Below are 19,408 nucleotides of genomic sequence, written 5' to 3' on the forward strand. Positions count from 1 at the left end.
TCCTCCTAGTTCGCTTTTTTTGTTTTTTTAATCGTAAATAATCCGATTAATGCTATGATAAATAGTCCAATATATAATGTGATGGAAGCTGTATCACCTGATTTTGGATTCGCTACTTTAGCAGTCGTTGCTTGCTCATTTACAGGAGTCTTGCTTTTATTAGCATCAGCTGTTGCTTCTGATGTAGCTGAAGCATCCACTTTAGAGCCGCCAGATATCAAAGCCGCACTATCCATTGCAAATTGCAACGTAATTTTATACTCGTGATGATAGTTCAAACTTTCGTTATCAATATCGACTTTTATTTTTGCATTCACCGGTGAAGCTAAGTCATTCACAGCAAATCGGGCCTTTCTTGAATCACTTGCTGCATCTGTTTGAATCACTTGTTCGGTTTGCAATCCACTTCCTGAATTTACCCATAATCCAGTAATCCAAGTGCTATGATTGACGGTCAGCTCAATTGATTGTTTCCCTCCAGAAACGATCAATGTTGCTGGTTTATCGAAATAGTCATTGGCCATTGAAACGGAATCACTGTCTCCTTGTAGTACCGTATAGTTAACGGAATAAGTTCCGTCTGCTAAAGCTGCTTGAGCTTTTTTAGGTGCTGAAAATGAGATGAACGTGAAAAACATCACAGAAACCAATACTAAAAATCTCTTGTTCATTGTACTCCTCCTTTTTGTTGAGAATCATTCTCACTAGATAAGTAAAAAAAAATCTCTAACCTTTTATTTGCATCTTAATGATAGCCATTTCATTATATTGAGAATGATTCTCATTGTCAATTGTTTTCTAAGCTCTTTTTTGTTTTTTAATAACAACAATTAATGGATTAGTAAACATTACTTACTACACAAAACTAAAAAAGAACCACTGAATTAACAGCGGTTCTACTTTTTGTTCTATGCCTCAATCTTCGTCCATTCATCAATACTTTTTCCATCACTATCCAATAATTCAAGCCAACTATTTGTACCAGCAAAATACAATAATAACCCTACTTCATTCACACTTTTTAACACAATGTCTTTTGTTGTTACAAAATCCTTTATTTTATCTTGATAATCTAACCGTAGTTTTTCTCCCATTTTTGCAGAAAAACCCACTGATCCATCTTTATTTAGTGGCGCTATGGGCATTAATTTAGCACCTGCTTTTAAAAGCATTTCATTTCTTTTTTGCCACAAAACAGTCGCTTTGCTTTCTCTGGTATCGACAAAGAACTCGATTTGACTGATTTCTTTCGTCCATTTATGTCTCGTTTTTGCAGACTTTGTTTTAGCTGGTTTTTCTGAATCTGCACTTGGTTGTAAATTGTAGCCAAATCGCTCGAGTACTATTAATAGTTCATCTTTGTAGTTTGTTGTATTTTTTTTATGACTTGTAGGAATCGTAAGTTGTTCTGTTTCCGTATTTTCTAACTTCAAGCCATTTTTAATTGCTTCTGTAATCAAATTTTTTTCTAAATAGGCAAGCTCAATTTCCCAAGGAGGTGTTAATAAAATCAATTTGTTGATCGTACTATTTTCAATAGTAATGACTTGTTCTGCTTTTCCGATTGAAAGAACGGTTCTATCTTTCAATAAAAAATAGATAACAGGCTGAGCAACAGTTACTTCTTTCTCCTTGACGTCTTGGATCTCAATTACAGATTGGTTATTGCTGAATTGAATCGTAGTAGCGTTTTTTGTGATCGCAACATTTAGTTTAATCTCGATGGTCTTTTCCCCCTACTTTTCTATTGATTTATTTTTTTCTATTAATTTTCAATTTTTTCTATGACTGAAATTTATTATATCAAAAAAAGATTACAGAGCCTACACTAATATGAGAAATAATCTTAAAAATCGCTTAAACTCATTTTTTATATTAAATTATTTTTATTAATTTGAATGAAGATAAACAAATAATCTTTTATTATTTCACACAAGGCATTCCAAATGTTATAAAAACGAATAAGAAATTTTAATTGACGATTAAGATAAAACGGTTGAATAACAAAAATTATACTTGTAACCTTATGAACGTATTAAAAAATAAAATAAAGGTGGATGTAAAATGCAAACAAAAAAGCTAGTATTTATGGGAATTTGTTTATTTGGTAGTTTAGGACTTGGCGGGGAGTATCAAGCAGCAACTTCAACAGACAATGAAGGAACTTCTTCTATTACTGCACAACTAGATTCAACATTCCAAGAGGAACAAGTTGATTCTATCAAAAAAGCTAAATTGTTTACCAATGAGGGCGAAGAAACTGATATCACATTTAAAGACTCTACTTTAGAAAATGAAGTAAAAAAAGAATTGAATTTAACTGAAAATGAACATGTAACAACAGTTAATATTCTGAATTTACGAAAACTAGTTTCGAGTGGATCAGGAATTACCGACTTAACAGGATTAGAGTATGCAAAAAATTTAATGCTGATTACATTTAATGACAACCAAATTGACTCATTAAAACCTTTAGAAAAACTAGAATTATTATCCAGCGTGGGACTTGAAAACAATCCAAAATTGACGCTAGATGACGTTTTGGCGTTACCAAATTTAACTGAACTTAATCTATCGAACAATCCAAATATGAAAGATTTTTCAAAACTTTCTGTTTATTCTGAAATGAGAAATCTTTGGTTAAATAACTCTAATTTATCCAACATTGATTTTGTTGAAACGATGCATGTCTTAAAAGAAATTCATTTAGACAATAATCATTTGACAACTATTGACAAACTAGATAGTGATTTTTTAACTAAATTATTTGTAAACAATAATAAAATTACCTCTCTAGATCATGTTAAAAATATCTCTCAAATTCAAAGTATTCTCATTGACAATAACGAATTAACCTCAATCATCAATCGACCAACATTGAAAGGCTTGAGTGCAAATTCAAATAAAATCACTACCTTAAATGATTTAAACGCTCCATTATTACAGCAAGCTAATTTAGATAACAATCAAATCGATTCAGTTCATATCATCTCAGCTCCGTACTTATCTAACTTGTCGTTACGTTCTAATAAATTAATAACATTAGATGGTTTAGAAAAAGCAACAAATTTAACTCAACTTAACTTACTCTCTAATCAATTGAAAGATATTTCAGCAGTTAAATCCTTACCAAATTTATTACGTCTCGTGATACAAGAAAATCCAACTATTATAGATTTTTCTCCAATATCATCTGCTAACAAATTGATTCAATTATTGGCAACCGACACAAACGTAACTCCAGCTAAACTCGCGCAATTAGGAAGCTTGAACCAGTTACAACTACTAGCTGTTTCAAATATTAAAAACTTGGCTGATGATTCAAAAATATCTTCTTTAGATTTTTTAACTGATTTCCCTGCGCTAACGTTATTAGCAATAGATGGTCACTCCGTTTCTGATATTTCAAAAATTGGACAAACTAAAATTGAAACTTACAGTGCAAAAAATCAACAAATTAGACTTCCTCAAGTTGCTTTAGGGCAAAAAACGATTCTAAATCTTTTAGATAAAGATAATAATTTCCCTTCAACTATCAATTTTAATACACCTGGAGAAATTTCAACTAGTTATCCATTAAAGACAAACTATGTCCAATGGCATCAAGTTGGTGAAAATTCTTTAGAATTTTCAAGTTCTGACGATACTTTCTCGGGTTCAGTTAATCAACTCGTTATAAAATAACATCAAAAAGAGCCAAAATAAGTTTATTTTGGCTCTTTTTTTATCTAAAAATTATAAATTAATTTATATGAATATTCTTAATCTGACTTTTTCCTGTTCCAGACGAGATTACTTGTAACTGATCTGGTATACGATCTTTTAGTTCTTTGACATGACTGATAATCCCTACTAAACGGCCACTGCCTTCGATATTCATAAGTGCATCCATCGCTTCTTCTAAAGCATCTTCATCTAATGAACCAAATCCTTCATCGATAAACATCGTTTCGATTTGGATGCCTCCTGCGTGTTGTTGAACAACTTCTGATAAAGAAAGCGATAAGGATAGCGCCGCAATAAAACTTTCTCCACCAGATAACGTTCGAACATTTCGAATTCCGCCCGCATTATCATCATAGATATTAATTTCTAAACCGGTATCCGTTTTACGACTACCTTCTTCCCGATTCAAATCAAATAAATACCGATTATTCGTTAATTGCTGCAAACGTTCATTGGCTACTATCAAGACTTCTTCCAAGAAATAAGTCAGTACATAACGTTCAAATCCCATTTTACTCTGATCTCCATCACCACTGGCAACGGCTGAAAGGTTCGTGATTTCTGTCAATAACTGCCACTTTTCAGCAGTGCTTGCTATTATTTTTTGTGCGGATTCAATAATGGACTGATTGGCTTTTTTCATTTGTTCTTGCACTATTTTATGATGCTCTTGTTTTTCAAGTTGTTCTTCTAGTTCATCTAAAACTTTTTCAATTAACTCTAATTCAGGTTTTTCTTGGTTTTTTAATTGCTCTTGAACTTCTTGTAAGCTTTTTGAAATACGGTAATGTTCTTTTTCAAAATCTTGAATTTCTTTTTCTAATTGATCGCTATCAATTGACTCGCTTAAAAGCTCTTTGACGTCGTTTAACTGAATAAAAATAGATTCATTTAGTTGCTTTTGAATTTGTTCAGATAATTCATTAATACGAATTTCATTTTGTTTCACAGCTTCGTTAAGATGCTTTTCTTCATATGTTAATTTTTGGAACAATTGCTCCGTTTCGGCTTTTTGTCGCATTTTTTCTTGATAGGTCGTATCCCAATTTTTAACTTCTGTAGTGAGTTTTATAAGGGCTGTTTCGATATCTACAACCGTTTGATAATCTGTTGAAATTGATTTTCTTAAACTCTTTTCTTCACCGATTAATTGTTGAAGATTTAATTTCGAAGATTGGGTTGTTTGGAGCAATGTTTCTTTTTTTGTCTGAGTCGTTAGTAGGGTATCCGTAAGTGTTGTTAACTGTTTTTCTATTTGTTGATGCTCTTTTAAAACATCCTTTTTAGTTTCCAGTTTGTCGTTAATTGCTAATAATTGCTGTTGAATCAAAGCTAGTTCCCTGTTTATTTCCTGTGGTGGCTCAGCTGAAAAATAACTATCTGTTGCTTTCTGTGAGGCATCTTTTATTTTTATTATTTGACTGTTTTGTAATTTCAAAGTGGCCTCAATCGCTATTTTTTCTTCAGTTCGTTGGGCAACTTTTGCTTCAGCAATTTCTAGCTCTTGGGTTAATTCTTGACTTGATTTTTGAGGAAGCGTTCCTAAATTTTCGATAGGATGTTCCTTAGAACCACATACCGGGCAAGGTTCACCATCAATTAAACTTTCACTTAATTGTAAAATTTGTATTTTTGCCCAATCACTTTTAATTTGTTTTAGCTTTTCATTGTCTTGGAACAACCGTTCATTTAACTCTTTTAATTGGTTGATTCCTCTTTTTACAAGCAACTCGCTTTCAGCTTGTTGCTTTTCTAGTGATCTAAGCTCCAATAACTTGCTCATCTTTGCATCTAATTGATAGCGTATTTTTTCTAACTCATTAAATGATTGAAGCTTTTTTTCAAGGGCTGTTAGCTTTACACTCTTTTTATTTTTTTCTGTTTCAAATTCCATGATTTTTTGTTTAATTGAAGCAAGCTCTTTTTCTTCTGCTTCGATTTCTTTTGTTGTTTTATTTATTAACTGCATCAATTCATCGAGTTGTTCTATGGTAATTTTTTGCTGTTCTAATTGATTGATCTCGATTTTCTTAGTTGCTTGTTCCGGTTCCATTCGTTGAACATTTTCTAAGTCTAGCATTGCTATTTTTAACTGTTGTTCTTTTTCTAATTTTTCTGAGGTTATGGCTCCTAATTTTTTTTTCAACTCATCTTTTCCAACAATTAATTCTTCTTGTTTTAACAAGTTAAACTCTATTTTTTTTGCTTCTTTATATTCTAGCAATTGCTCTTTTTTTTGTTTTATTTCAGGTTCCTTATTTTTTAATTGTTCACCTTCATTTGTTAATCGTTCTTTTTCAGTAAATAATTGCACTATCCGTTGACTCATTTGCCATTTTTCAGTCACTCTCGCTTCTTCTTTTTTTAGCTGTTGAATGTCTTTTTCTGTAATTAAAATGGCTTGTTTCAATTGATTTTGCTGCTGAATCAACGCTTCATATTCTTTTTGGGTTTTAGCTTGTCCCGTTTCAAAATCGATTGTAGGCTTAACCAGCCACTGTGCTTGATTTAAAATTAACGTAAACTCTTTTTCTTGATCTTTGATTTCTAAGCTAATTTCCTTTTTTTGTTCTTTCAATTTTTCACTAAATAAACGATAAGGCTCTGTTCCAAAAAGTTTGCGAAGTATCTTCTCTTTCTCGTTGCTATTCGCATTTAAAAAACGTCTGAAATCACCTTGTGGCAACATAATGATTTGTCTAAATTGTTCATCTTCTAGTTGCACGACTTCTTGAATTACTTGGTTTACTTCTGTTGTTTTTGAAAAATGATTTAGCTCAACTCCCATTTCATCATATATGGTAATCGTCGCTTTTGCTTTCACTTCTCGTGTGCCTTCTCCACGTTTCTTTGCTAATGTTTGTTCTGGAACTCTTTCAATTTGATACGATTTATTTTGAGCTGTAAAAACAAACGTTACTTTTGTTTCTTGAGTAGGCTTTGCAAAGGTTGAACGCATTTCTTTTGGCTCACGGTTCAAACCATTTGTTCTTCCAAATAACGCATAACTCATACCATCAAAAATCGTCGTCTTTCCAGCACCCGTTTTCCCTGATATCAAGAAAATATGGTTTTGATAAAATGAAGTGAAATCGATGGTTTCATTTAAATAAGGACCAAAGGCTTCCAAGGTTAATTTAATTGGTTTCATTGCGTCTGATCCTCCTCTTCAATTTTTAATTGAGCAAAAATAGTCGTTAGTAAGTCTGTTTGTTGCTTACTTAAAGAATCTCCTGTTACTTCTTGGTAATATTTTTCAAACAGTGCCCTCGGGGAACTTTGCTGAATTTTCTCTTTATTCAACTGACCCATTTTGCTAAGTAACCCTGTTTTGTCTAACCGTTCCATTCCTAAGACATTTGGGTAAATTTCTCTTAACCGATTCATTGCATCAGGAATAATTTGAGTATCTTTTAGTTGAATAAATAAATAATCGTCTTTTTTTTGTGTTTCATAATAATCTCTTGCTGTCAGGTCATCAAAAAAACCTGTTAAAACTCGCAATGATTTTGTTGACTCAACGGGATAGAAAGTGTTTTTTAGGGTCCCCTCATCTGTCAACTCAATTAGTTTAAATCCTTTTGCTTGATTTGCTTCTGAGACTGAAAATTTTAATAATGTTCCTGAATATTGAATCCGTTCATGGCGGCTTGCATTTGGATTATGCAAATGCCCTAATGCAACATAGTCAAAATCTTTAAATACACTTGCTGAAACTTGATCCAATCCCCCAACGGTTACTTCTGTTTCAGAATCTGTTCTTAAACTCCCTGCAACAAATAAATGAGCAACTAGCACCTGATGATAATTTGGGTCAAAAGATTTTTTCATTTCTTCAACAACGCGTTTTGCTGCTAATTCATGTGTTGTAAGACTGGAGTCACCAAAATAAAGCCTCGCATCAATCGGTTCAAAATACGGCAGTAAAAAGAACTGCGTATTGCCGAGAACAATCGGTTTTAAACTATCTTCAATTTTTGTAACTAAGTGAAAATTCAGAAACTCATACCACGGTCCTCCTGTTGCTAAACGTGTACTGCTGTCATGATTTCCTGATACAACAAGCAAGGGGATTTTTTGAACAATATTTAATTCCATTAACATTTTATTTAATAGTAAAACTGCTTCTGCTGGGGGAACAGCACGGTCATATAAATCTCCAGCAATCACGATTGCATCTACTTTTTCTTTAACGGCAACTTCTACTAATTGTCGATAAACTTCTTCTTGTTCTTTTAACAATTGAAAGCCGTGGATTTTTTTTCCAATATGCCAATCAGCTGTGTGAATAAATTTCATCATTTTTAACTCCTGTCTTTATCCTATTTAGTATACCAAAATTCCCTTTAATCGGAGAGTTTATTTTCCTTTGAAAATGACTATCTTTCAAATTAAACACTTGCTATCTGTTTGATTTTCTTGCATACTATTAACTATAAAACGACTTTTTAAAAGGTCGCTTTTTTAAAATTACTATTGCTTAAATAATGATTTTATTTAATTATGAAAGGTTGAGTGCAATTGTTCTATCGTTTTGTTCGCCAAGTGGCTCGTTTTGTAGTATTTGTTTTAAATGGAAACTCTCGTTATCAACACAAAGAACGAATTCCAACTGAAGGTTCTTATATTTTAGTAGGGCCTCATCGAACCTGGTTTGACCCTATTTATTTTGCTCTGGCAGGTAGTCCAAAGTGTTTTTCATTTATGGCTAAAGAAGAGTTATTTAAAAATCCGATTCTACGTTGGATTATGGTTCATGCTAACGCCTTTCCAGTAAATCGTGAAAATCCAGGACCTAGCGTCATTAAAAAACCAGTGAAAATTTTAAAAGAAGGAAAGTTAAGTCTTATTATGTTCCCTAGTGGTACCAGACACTCTTCTGAATTAAAAGGAGGCGCTGCTACAATTGCTAAATTAAGTGGTGTTTCATTAGTTCCAGCAGTCTTCCAAGGTCCTTTAACCATTAAAGGGTTGCTTTCTCGCAAGCCAGTAACGGTTAATTTTGGAGAACCGATTTACATTGATCGCAAAATGAAGTTAGATAAAGAAAGCTTAAAATTGATTGAAGATCAAATGCAAGCTGCTTTTGATCAATTAGATTATGAAGTTGATCCATCATTTAAATACGAACCTAAAAAATAACATCTTAAAAACGTTAAATCTAGCTTAGTTAGCTAAATTTAACGCTTTTTTTATTTTCTTCCCAAAGATGGATATCGCTCTTTTATCCGTCTATAGGCAGTTTCAACAGAATCAGGTATCGTCACATAAGCATGAAAATTTTGTCCATTTGGACCATAGCCCTCTCGTGTATCTGCTAGTCTTGGAAATTCTCCCATAACCAATGATATAAATCTTGAAATATCCCATTGATTGCTTACTACATTTTTTTTAAAAACCAAATTTGCTCCTCTCATTTCTACTAGAGGAATAAATGGAGCATAATTGATGACTTTAGTCTTTGTTTTAGCAAAATGTTTTCTAAAACAGGCATCTGCTCTTCTTTGCATTGTAGGATCTTGAACTAAAAGAATTTCTTTTGGAACTTCCATAACATTTTTTATTAACCTCAGCGCTTCTATCGCATTTTCACCACCATTAGTTGATCTTGTTTCAATAAAAATATCATCAGCTGGAATTGATTCATAATGAATAAGCATTTCTTGAAATAATTCCGCTTCTGATTTATTTGCTGAGTCAATCCTTTGATAAGTGGGATGTTGTCCCATTAATTCTCGAAGTAAATCCGTTGTGTGACCTATTCCGCCTGTTAAAATTATGTTTTCTACTAATCCTTTATGATAACTATTAGCTACTACTTTACTTGTGTAAGGCAACCCATTCCCAGCTAAAACAAGTGTTTTAATTTGTTTTTTTCCACATTCTTTTTCTAGACTTTCTTTTGATAATTCATCAATGTTTCGATAAGCTAAAAAAAGTATTAGTTCATTCAAATCTGTCACTAATTGATTCATCGTCATTGTGCAAACTCCCTTAATTAATATGTATTACCCTTTTTTATCAGTATACACAACACGCCTATAAAATCATAGTGCTACTATCGTGATGTCTTATAAGACATAAAACTTTATTTATCCTTGAAACCTTGATATTATGAAATTCTTAAAATACTTTTAATTTTTCCAAACTAATAAAATACAGAAAAATACCTTTAGTGTTACAGTTTGTTAAATATATGCTATAATCAAATAAAAAAGGAGTATCGCGATGTTAAGTAAAGAACTGATTTCCACCATAAAAAAAGAATTATCAGACCTAGTTACAAACCTAGATGAATCGAATGTACATAGCACATGTAGATCATTGGGACACTATATAGGATTTTTAGAAAACGGCCACGCTCTCCACTTAGATGTTACTTTAGAAGCCGTTCAAACGATGCCTCATGAACAAATTATTGAACTGAAAAATACCCCATATGAGAAAGCAACTGACTTAAGTTTCTCTTGGTTAGCTAATAACGACGATGAAGTGAATTCCTTTTCTTCAAAACATTCAATTAATCCTAAAAGTATTATTCAAGAAAAAAATTCACCCCGAAAAAAACAAGGGCGTACTTATATAGGCAAACTTAATCGTCAACTAAAAGGTGGTTTTCTAGCTCCCCATAACAACGTCTATGTACCTGAATCCGTTATCCGCAGTCAAGGCTTAAATCACAACGACTCTATTGAAGCTACATTACTTTTTAAAACACCTGAAACTAAGCGGAATAAATATGATTACAGAGTGATTGAACGAGCAAATAATCATGATGGAGAGAAACGATTACAATTAAATCATTGTATTGTAAAATATGATCCTACCATCAATCGTTTTTATTTCGATTCAACTTTGGAGGACACTACAATTAGTCATCAAAATAAGACGATGAAATTTTTGCTAAATGATTGGGATACTGAACCTTTTTTCATTAAAGAAGGCGATATTATTGATTATGCTTTTTTTGAAAATGATTGTCAAAAAGGACGTATTTGTTGGAAACATGGTAACCCTGAAACAATAAAAGATGGCAACCATTCATTTATCCACTAATAAAAAAACTTTTTCAAACAGAAGGCATGGGAGTGCTCTTGTTTGAAGAAGTTTTTTTCTAATTCCCATGATTTGATATCACTAAAATAATGTAAATTTAATTAACTATTAAGCTTATAAAAAAAGAAAGCTATTAGCTAAAAAACCAATAACCTCCTTATTTTTTATTAACTTTCTTCACTATTTTGTAGACGATACATATCGTAATAAATACCACCAAGGTCAATCAATTCATCATGGCTCCCTCGCTCGACTATTTCACCATGATCTAATACCAGGATTAAGTTTGCATCTCGAATCGTTGAAAGACGATGTGCAATCGCAATCGTAGTACGACCCTTACGCATTTTTTTTAATCCCTCTTGAATCAAAGTTTCTGTTTCCGTGTCAATATTGGCAGTTGCTTCATCAAGCACTAGAATTTTAGGATCAGTCACGATTGTTCTAGCAAATGAAATTAGTTGCTTTTGTCCGCTAGAATAGCTTGCCCCTCGTTCAATAACTTTTGATTCGTAATCATTTGGCAGTTGATTAATAAATGTATCTGCTTGAACAAAACGAGCAGCATCTTCAATCGCCGCATCACTAATTAATGGATTCATTAAACGAATATTATTTTTAATGTTGCCATAAAATAAGAAAGAATCCTGTAGCACTAATCCCATTTTTTGACGAAGTTCTGTAATAGGATAATTTTTGATTGATTTTCCATCAATTAAAATATCTCCTTCATAAAATTCATAAAAACGCATCATTACATTGATAATTGAACTTTTCCCGCTTCCAGTATGTCCGACTAAAGCTACTGTCTCACCAGGATTTGCAGTAAAACTAATATGGTGCAATACATTGTGTTCTCCATCATAAGAAAAACTTACATCTTTAAATTCAATTTTAGCATCTTGAATGGTTTCAGCTGCCTGTTCGCTTTGAGTTGGACTCAATTCTTGATTGTCCATTATTCTTAAAACACGTCCACTAGAAACCATTCCGTCTTGAAAAATACTCAAATTATCCATCATATTTGTCATTGGGTTAAAGAAACTTTGAACATAAGAAATAAACGCGTAAATCACTCCGACACTAACGGGTTCTTTTAAGGCATCATAACCAAAAAATCCTAATACAACCGCTAACGAAAAAGTATACAATAAATTAATGATTGGACCTAATAACAGCGCATTTGTTTTAACCATTGCGACTCTTGATCTATAATACGATTCATTAGTTTCATTGAATTCTTTCTGCAATCGTTTTTCTTGTCTAAATTGTTGAATAATACTCATACCAGAAATCGATTCATTTAATTTAGTATTTAGTTGGCTCAATTTTTCTCGCATACCGCGATAAACTTTTGAACTGAAGCGTTGATAATACCATACGATAACTAGTAAAACTGGTAAAAACAATAAACACCATAACGCAATAGTCCGATTTAGTAAAAACATCGCTGTAAAAGCTGAAACAATTGCGAACAACCCTTGTAAGACAGTTAAATAGACACCCCAAAAGTCTTTAATTGTTTCGGTATCGTTCGTCACTCTTGAAACAATTGATCCTGCTGGTGTTTGGTCGAAGTAACGCATTCCTAGCGTATGCAATTTTTCAAACAATTGATTTCGGATGTTTTGAACAGTTTTTTCCGTCGCCATTTGGTAAAGGTACATTTGCAAGAACCAAACAACAATTTTAACTAGAGTAACTCCAAAATAAAGAGCTGCAAAGGTTAAAATCACTTGAGATGTCGCCGTTTTTGTAGTCAAGTAATCATCCATAAATACTTGTAAAATTTTAGGTAACATGACATTGATAACTGCTAAACAAGCACCCCAAAAAATCGCAATAAAAAATTGTTTTTTGTACGGCTTCGCATAATAAAACATTCGTTTAACAATTTGAAATTGTTCTTTAAGTGGAATGGATTTGGACCAATCTGATTTTTCCATTAGTTCGTCCCTCCTTCCAGTTTTGCTTCTAATTGTTGTTTTTCATACATTTCTTTGTACCAACCATTTAATTGTATCAATTCACTATGATTGCCTCGTTCGACAATCTCTCCATCATCAATTACAATCACTTCCTCTGCATGCATCACACTACTAATTCGGTGAGCTGCAATAATAGTCGTTTGATCGCTTCGTTCTTTTTTTAGAGCTGACAAAATCGCTTCTTCTGTTTTAGCATCTACTGCGGATAAAGCATCATCTAAAATTAAGAGTTCAGGATTTGTAATAAGCGCTCTTGCAATTGAAATACGTTGCTTTTGTCCACCAGATAATGAAACCCCACGTTCACCTACTAGAGTATCGTATCCTTCTGGCATTGCTAAAATATCTTCATGAATCGCTGTTAATTTCGCTGCCTTCACAACTTCCTCATCACTTAGCGTTGGATCAGCAAAACGAATATTTTCTTTTATTGTAGTTGAAAACAAAAATTGATCTTGTGGTACATAGCCAATCCCATGTAACAAAGCATTTAATGAATACTCACGAATATCGGCATTCCCAAACTGAATTCTACCATTATATCCATCGTATTCTCTTAACAACAACTTAAAAATTGTTGTTTTACCTGCACCAGTTTTCCCAACAAGTCCAAGAGTGTTGCCTTTATCAATTTCAAAATGGAGATGATTCAAAGCTACTGAATCGTCATCTGGATAGTTGAATTTATCCACTTGATACTCAATTTTCCCATTGACTGGTGTCGTGATTGCATCAGGATTTTCAATAATCTCAGAAGTTTCATTTAATAACTCCTGAACGCGGTCATAACTAGCGCTTCCTCGTTCTAAGATATTAAATAAGCGACCAATTGCAAACATCGGCCAAATCAGCATCGCAATGTAGCTGATGAAAGAAATTAATTGACCAATTGAGATCGTGCCACTCATTACAAAATTACCACCTAGAACAATGGTTAGTACATAAGATATGCCCATAATAAATGTAATTGCTGGGTCAAATAACGAGTCGACTAAATAAACTTTTTTATTCTTGCTAACTACATTATCTGTCTGCTTTTTAAAATCGGCAACATCTTCTTGTTCTTGACCAAATGTTTTAATCACTTTAATGCCACTAATACTTTCCTGCGTCTTATCATTCATACTAGAAAACGCCGCCTGAGCACTTCTAAAACGAACATGTAGCTTTTGTCCTAAGATACGTGAAGCTACGGCTAGGAGTGGTAAAGGAATCAATGCAATCAGTGTTAAGCGCCAATCAACAAATAATGCCATTGCAACAATTGTAGCGCCTCCTGTAATCATTGAATCGGCCAATGTTAAAATCCCACCACCAGCTACCATTTGAATCGCAGATAAGTCATTCGTCGCATGTGCCATTAAATCTCCAGTACGATATTTTTGAAAAAAAACATGATCCATCTGTGTAAAATGTTTAAACAAATTCGTTCGTAAGGTTCGTTCTAATTTTGCGGCAGTTCCCCAAATGTTCACTCGCCAAATATACCGGAAAATATATTGTGCAATTGCTGCTGCTACTAAAATAATCAACCATTTTGTTAATGATTGAGCTGTCATTTTTCCAGCTGCGATTTCGTCAACAACCACCCCAATAATCCGAGGGGGAACCAATTGAACGATTGCCACTAAAATTAAAAAGAAAATCCCAATCATATATGATTTCTTTTCTTGTTTAAAAAACCAACCTAACTTTTTAAAGATTCCCATTCGTTTCTTTCACCTACCTATTTCTTTTATTTCAAATTTAACTTAGAGAAGTGCTTACTCATTATAATACTATCTGCACTTTTTAGCTAAACACATTTAATTTGTGGTTTATTGCAATAAAAAAACGAACAGAAAACCTCTGCCCGTTTGAAAGAATCCATAGACTCCAAAAAAAATTTAGAGTTTATTTTTTCTTATTCGCTTTTTCTTGTTGAACTTGCATAGAGGCCATCATCTGCTTAATTTTCTTTTCAGACGGTTTTTGACCCATTTGCATCATCAACATACGTAGCATATCCTCATTAACGGGAGGATTCTTTTTAAAGTAATCCATCATATAGTTTCTTGCGATAAAATACCCACCAACTAAACCTGCAATTAAAGCAAGTACAATTAATAAAATAGCGATTCCGATTGACATTTCCATTCACTCCTTTCGAGACTTCTCATTTATCAATTGTACTAGATTATTTGGTAAAAATAAATAGATACTGACTATTATTTCAAAAAAATGTGATTTTATGCAACATTAAGGCTACGAAAACATTGATTGAGAACTTAAAACAGGATTTCATACATTAAATAATGTTTATTCAAAAAAGTAACTAATAATTGTAACTATTGGAAAAATCAATAAAATTATTGTCCATGTAGAATTTTTGATAAAGAAAAATTTACTATATGTATCAAGTTTATATTGAACACCTTCCTCATCTGTTACTATTTTTATCCCCTCATCTTTTAAAAATTTCTTTGAAAAAAAATAATTTATTAATGCAGGTAAAAACATAGTGATTAATCCTACAAAACCGATTATTCGTAACAGTAAATTTCCTCTTTCTATTTCCAAATCCATAGTGACTCCTGCTAATATAAGTATAGGCGAATAACCTAAAAAAATTGCTAATGGAACTAATAAACCTCTTCTTTTCCAAATAAATATCATCATATTCATCCTCTCTAAAATTTTATTCACTTTTTTAATAATATTATTACGCCTAAGTATTCCCCTACATGAGAACATTTTATTCAAAACTAATTGCTATTAAAGTTCATTTCCTTTCATCACATACAGAATAACTACCCAATAAAAACCGATCGTTCTTTAATAATTAAACCATAAAAGTCTAAAAAATAAAATAGTAAAAATAAGTATTTTAAATCTTCGAGTATAACTACCTAAATGCCTATGAAAAAACATCATCTATTGAACTCACTATCTACTCGAGTCCAATAAATGATGTTTTATGTTTATAACTGGTTAAATGTATTTACGACGTTTTCAACTGTAAATCCATATTGTTCGATAACTGTATTTCCAGGTGCACTTGCACCATATTTATCAATGCCCAGCATTACGCCATCAAGTCCAACGTAACGTTCCCAACCAAAGGTTGCGCCCATTTCAATTGACATACGTTTTCTAACTGCTTTTGGCAAGACACTCTCTTTGTATGCTGCATCTTGTTTTTCAAATAAATCAAAACTTGGTAACGATACTACTGAAACATCTTTGCCTTGTTTTTTCAATTCTTTTTGTGCTTCGATTGCTAAGGCAACTTCAGAACCTGTTGCTATTAGAATTCCAGTTGGTTGATCACCATCTTGTGGAGAAATTACGTAACCGCCTTTAGCAACGTTTTTACGTGCATTTTCTTTTGTTCCAGGCAAGACAGGTAAGTTTTGACGAGTCAAGACTAATACTGTTGGGTGGTCAGTTGAGGTAATTGCTTGTTCCCAAGCAGCAACCACTTCATTTCCATCAGCTGGACGAATTACAGACAAGTTTGGCATACCGCGTAAGCTAGATAGTTGCTCTACTGGTTCATGAGTCGGACCATCTTCTCCTACAGCGATTGAATCATGTGTAAACACATACGTTACAGGTGCTTTTGAAATAGCCGCTAAACGAATTGCTGCACGTAAATAATCTGTAAATACAAAGAATGTTCCGCCATAAGTTTTTGAACCACCGTGTAATGAAATTCCGTTCATTGCAGCTGACATTCCAAATTCACGAACACCGTACCAAATGTTGCGTCCTTCATATTGACCTGGTTCAAAATCTTTTTCACTAGCAACCATTGTATTGTTTGAAGCAGATAAATCTGCAGATCCACCCCAGAAAAATGGAATAGCTTTTGACAATGCTTGAATGGTTTCACTACCTGTCACACGAGAAGCAGCACTTTCGCCTTCTTCGTAAACTGGTAATTCTTTATCCCAATCAGTTGGTAAGTTCCCAGACATTGCTAATTCAAATTGAGCAGCTAATTCTGGATATTCAGCTTTATATGAAGCGAACAATTCATTCCATTCACTTTCTGATTTAGCTCCTTGATCAATCATTGTTTCTTTAAAACGTGTAGCTACTTCATTTGGAACAGTGAACGCTGGATAATCCCAACCGTAAGCTTTTTTAGTCGCTTCGATTCCATCCATTCCAAGTGGTGCACCGTGAACTTTAGATGTTCCTTCATTTGGAGCACCAAAGCCAATCACTGTTTTTACTTCAATTAAAGTTGGTTTTTTAGTTTCTGCTTTTGCTGCTTCAATCGCTTTTTCGATTTCAGCTAGATCATTTCCATCTTTAACTAAAATATGTTGCCAATTATACGCTTCAAAACGTTTGCCTACATTTTCAGTAAAAGCTTTTGAAGTAGGACCATCTAATGAAATATCATTTGAATCATATAATACCACAAGTTTGCCTAGCTCTAAATGACCTGCTAAACTTGCTGCTTCAGCTGATACGCCTTCCATTAAATCTCCATCACCACATAAAGCATAGGTATAATGATCAACGATTTGATGATTTTCTTTATTATACGTTGCCGCTAGATGGGCTTCTGCCATTGCCATTCCGACACTATTTGCAATTCCTTGTCCAAGAGGACCTGTTGTTGCTTCAACACCATCTGTATGATGTACTTCTGGATGACCAGGGGTTAAGCTATCCCATTGACGGAAATTTTTCAAATCCTCCATTGATAGTTTGTAACCTGATAAATGTAACAAACTATATAATAGCATTGAACCATGTCCTGCTGAAAGTACAAAGCGATCGCGATTTACCCATGATGAGTTGCTTGGGTTTACGTTTAAATGTTTTGTCCATAGCGTGTACGCCATTGGAGCAGCCCCCATTGGTAAACCTGGGTGTCCTGAGTTTGCTTTTTGAATCGCATCCATACTTAGTGTTCTAATCGTGTTTACTGCAAGTTGGTCAGTTGTATCGAACAATTAAATCATCCTTTCAGTTTTAATATCTCTATTTTACTGTTTTAAATCGTTTTACGCAACGCTTTCATAGAATTATTGTATTTATTTTAACGATTAAACGCCAAATTTTAACAATTGATAAAGCGTTTTCTACTTATATGTCTCATTTCCTTCTTATTTTTAGCGGTCGTGTAATCCTTTTTCTTTTTGAATTTGCTTTAACTTTTCAGGAGTAACGTCTGTCCCATCATTGTCGACAACTTTCATTCCTTCGATATGATTTCTCATTCCACCGCGGAAAGCTTGTAAATATTCTTCTCTTAATTCTTTTTGTTCTTGTTGCTCTGATAAGCTGAGGGTTTCGCTCTTAGACTTATTGGCTAGCTCGTTAATTCGGGCTATTTTTTCTTTAGATAGCATTTAATTCACTCCATCTCGTTTCATTTGACCTCTTAACTATATCAAAAATTAAGCTGAAAATATATCCATTTGCCTAAAAATTAGTTTATTCTTACAAAGCTTTCAAGACACTAGGAATAGAAATTTAATTTTCACCGAACATCTGTTTGAATTCTGTGATTATTTATGGTATTCTATAGTTAAGAAAATTGATAAAGAAACGAGGTGCATTTAATCATGCGTAAAACTCCAGAATCTAGACAAATTGAAGTATTACAGTACATACATGAACAAGTTCAACTAAAAGGGTATCCCCCAACTGTTCGTGAGATTGGTACTGCTGTATCTCTTTCTTCAACGTCAACGGTACATGGCCACTTATCACGTTTAGAAAAAAACGGCTTTATTCAACGAGATCCTAGTAAACCTCGTGCTATTGAGTTAACTGCACTTGGATTGTCTAAACTTGGTGTCCCAATGGATAAGATTCCCCTTCTAGGAACCGTTACAGCTGGTGAACCGATATTAGCAGTTGAAGAAGCCACTGATTATTTCCCACTACCTCCTCATCTGCAATATGCAAATGAAGCGTTGTTCATGCTAACTATTCGTGGTGAAAGTATGATCAATTGTGGAATTTTAGATGGCGATGCTGTAATTGTTCGCAAACAATCAAATGCTGATAATGGCGATATCGTGATTGCTATGACAAGTGAAGATGAAGCAACTTGTAAACGATTCTTCAAAGAAAAAGATCATTACCGCTTGCAACCTGAAAACGATGGAATGGATCCGATTATTCTTAGTGAAGTAACCATTCTTGGAAAAGTTGTTGGATTATACCGGAGTCACATTTTTTAAGACTTTCAGAGTTTCCTTTATTAGGAAGCTCTTTTTTAATGCTTTTTAGTTGTCTCTACAAATAATTGTGCTAAACTTTGTATATAAGGCTTTTTTTATTCTCACATAAGGAGGTTAAGTGAAATGGTTGCATTATTGTTTTATTGGTTTAGCTTATTGATTCAAGTTGCTTGGATTCTTTTAAGTGTTGGTCTTTCCGTTATGTACTTACGCAATAAAGAAAATGGAAATTTATGGGCATTTGCTGTTTTGAATATTCTTTCAATTATTTATAGTGGCATTGTCATCTGGATTTATAACACTTGGGATTTCGGCATTCAAACATCTAATTGGTTTGCAATTATCGTTGGTATTTTAGTTGTTTTAACGATTATCGAGTTTGTCCTAGGACGCTCTCCTAAAAATCCAAAATCAATCGCATAAAAAGAATCCCCTTCAGGTTAGAAT

The 19,408-nt window shown here is 33.3% G+C and carries 16 protein-coding genes; 5 read left to right on the forward strand and 11 right to left on the reverse strand.

Translation table 11 applies throughout. From position 1 onward, the window contains the following. Positions 1-5: 5 nt before the first annotated feature. Both isdC and AC07SW_RS09840 read right to left on the reverse strand, forming a co-directional pair. A complete protein-coding gene (isdC, locus tag AC07SW_RS09835) occupies positions 6-671 on the reverse strand; it encodes a heme uptake protein IsdC (RefSeq protein WP_119907954.1) in 666 nt (221 codons plus the stop codon). Positions 672-908: 237 nt separating this feature from the next. Continuing rightward, positions 909-1,724 (reverse strand): hypothetical protein, encoded by an 816-nt coding sequence (locus tag AC07SW_RS09840; protein ID WP_135018460.1) that lies wholly within the window; start codon positions 1,722-1,724, stop codon positions 909-911. Positions 1,725-2,064: 340 nt separating this feature from the next. Here AC07SW_RS09840 and AC07SW_RS09845 point away from each other — a divergent pair, with 340 nt between their 5' ends. After that, complete coding sequence (locus tag AC07SW_RS09845) at positions 2,065-3,684, forward strand: leucine-rich repeat domain-containing protein (protein WP_494632798.1); 1,620 nt, start codon at positions 2,065-2,067, stop codon at positions 3,682-3,684. 58 nt (positions 3,685-3,742) lie between these two features. Here the strand turns inward: AC07SW_RS09845 and AC07SW_RS09850 are convergent, their stop codons facing one another. Continuing rightward, on the reverse strand, positions 3,743-6,877 hold the full coding sequence (locus AC07SW_RS09850; protein WP_494632799.1) for an AAA family ATPase: 3,135 nt from the start codon (positions 6,875-6,877) through the stop codon (positions 3,743-3,745). Then, the gene (locus tag AC07SW_RS09855; protein ID WP_311907300.1) at positions 6,874-8,025 is read right to left on the reverse strand and encodes an exonuclease SbcCD subunit D; all 1,152 of its coding nucleotides are present in this window, start codon (positions 8,023-8,025) and stop codon (positions 6,874-6,876) included. The genes AC07SW_RS09850 and AC07SW_RS09855 overlap by 4 nt, the downstream gene beginning before the upstream one ends. 222 nt (positions 8,026-8,247) lie before the next feature. Between AC07SW_RS09855 and AC07SW_RS09860 the strand changes: the two genes are divergently transcribed. Next, positions 8,248-8,868, forward strand: coding sequence for a lysophospholipid acyltransferase family protein (locus tag AC07SW_RS09860; RefSeq protein WP_494632801.1), 621 nt, complete (start codon positions 8,248-8,250; stop codon positions 8,866-8,868). Positions 8,869-8,918: 50 nt separating this feature from the next. On the opposite strand, the gene AC07SW_RS09865 is transcribed toward AC07SW_RS09860, so the two are convergent. Beyond that, the gene (locus AC07SW_RS09865) at positions 8,919-9,707 is read right to left on the reverse strand and encodes a YdcF family protein (protein WP_034570060.1); all 789 of its coding nucleotides are present in this window, start codon (positions 9,705-9,707) and stop codon (positions 8,919-8,921) included. Between the two features lie 247 nt (positions 9,708-9,954). Between AC07SW_RS09865 and AC07SW_RS09870 the strand changes: the two genes are divergently transcribed. Further along, positions 9,955-10,782: a hypothetical protein gene (locus AC07SW_RS09870; RefSeq protein WP_119907947.1), complete on the forward strand. Its 828-nt coding sequence runs from the start codon at positions 9,955-9,957 to the stop codon at positions 10,780-10,782. 167 nt (positions 10,783-10,949) lie between these two features. Here the strand turns inward: AC07SW_RS09870 and AC07SW_RS09875 are convergent, their stop codons facing one another. The 6 genes from AC07SW_RS09875 to AC07SW_RS09900 all read right to left on the reverse strand — a co-directional run bounded on the left by AC07SW_RS09875 (position 10,950) and on the right by AC07SW_RS09900 (position 18,121). Then, the gene (locus tag AC07SW_RS09875; protein ID WP_135023207.1) at positions 10,950-12,728 is read right to left on the reverse strand and encodes an ABC transporter ATP-binding protein; all 1,779 of its coding nucleotides are present in this window, start codon (positions 12,726-12,728) and stop codon (positions 10,950-10,952) included. Continuing rightward, a complete protein-coding gene (locus AC07SW_RS09880; RefSeq protein WP_119907946.1) occupies positions 12,728-14,479 on the reverse strand; it encodes an ABC transporter ATP-binding protein in 1,752 nt (583 codons plus the stop codon). Before AC07SW_RS09880 ends, AC07SW_RS09875 begins: the two co-directional genes overlap by 1 nt. Positions 14,480-14,663: 184 nt before the next feature. Then, complete coding sequence (locus AC07SW_RS09885; protein ID WP_034570069.1) at positions 14,664-14,900, reverse strand: YneF family protein; 237 nt, start codon at positions 14,898-14,900, stop codon at positions 14,664-14,666. Positions 14,901-15,068: 168 nt separating this feature from the next. Continuing rightward, on the reverse strand, positions 15,069-15,428 hold the full coding sequence (locus AC07SW_RS09890; RefSeq protein WP_202874186.1) for a hypothetical protein: 360 nt from the start codon (positions 15,426-15,428) through the stop codon (positions 15,069-15,071). Positions 15,429-15,730: 302 nt separating this feature from the next. Then, complete coding sequence (gene tkt, locus AC07SW_RS09895; protein WP_135023208.1) at positions 15,731-17,722, reverse strand: transketolase; 1,992 nt, start codon at positions 17,720-17,722, stop codon at positions 15,731-15,733. 159 nt (positions 17,723-17,881) lie between these two features. Continuing rightward, on the reverse strand, positions 17,882-18,121 hold the full coding sequence (locus tag AC07SW_RS09900; RefSeq protein WP_034570081.1) for a DUF896 family protein: 240 nt from the start codon (positions 18,119-18,121) through the stop codon (positions 17,882-17,884). A 216-nt stretch (positions 18,122-18,337) separates the two neighbouring features. On the opposite strand from AC07SW_RS09900, the gene lexA reads away from it, so the two are divergent. Both lexA and AC07SW_RS09910 read left to right on the forward strand, forming a co-directional pair. Further along, positions 18,338-18,961, forward strand: a complete 624-nt coding sequence (lexA, locus tag AC07SW_RS09905) for a transcriptional repressor LexA (protein ID WP_034570084.1) — start codon at positions 18,338-18,340, stop codon at positions 18,959-18,961. A gap of 123 nt (positions 18,962-19,084) precedes the next feature. After that, positions 19,085-19,384 (forward strand): hypothetical protein, encoded by a 300-nt coding sequence (locus AC07SW_RS09910; protein WP_034570087.1) that lies wholly within the window; start codon positions 19,085-19,087, stop codon positions 19,382-19,384. The last annotated feature ends 24 nt before the right edge of the window (positions 19,385-19,408 follow it).

The organism is Carnobacterium sp. GW821-FHT04C06 (genome assembly GCF_059420345.1).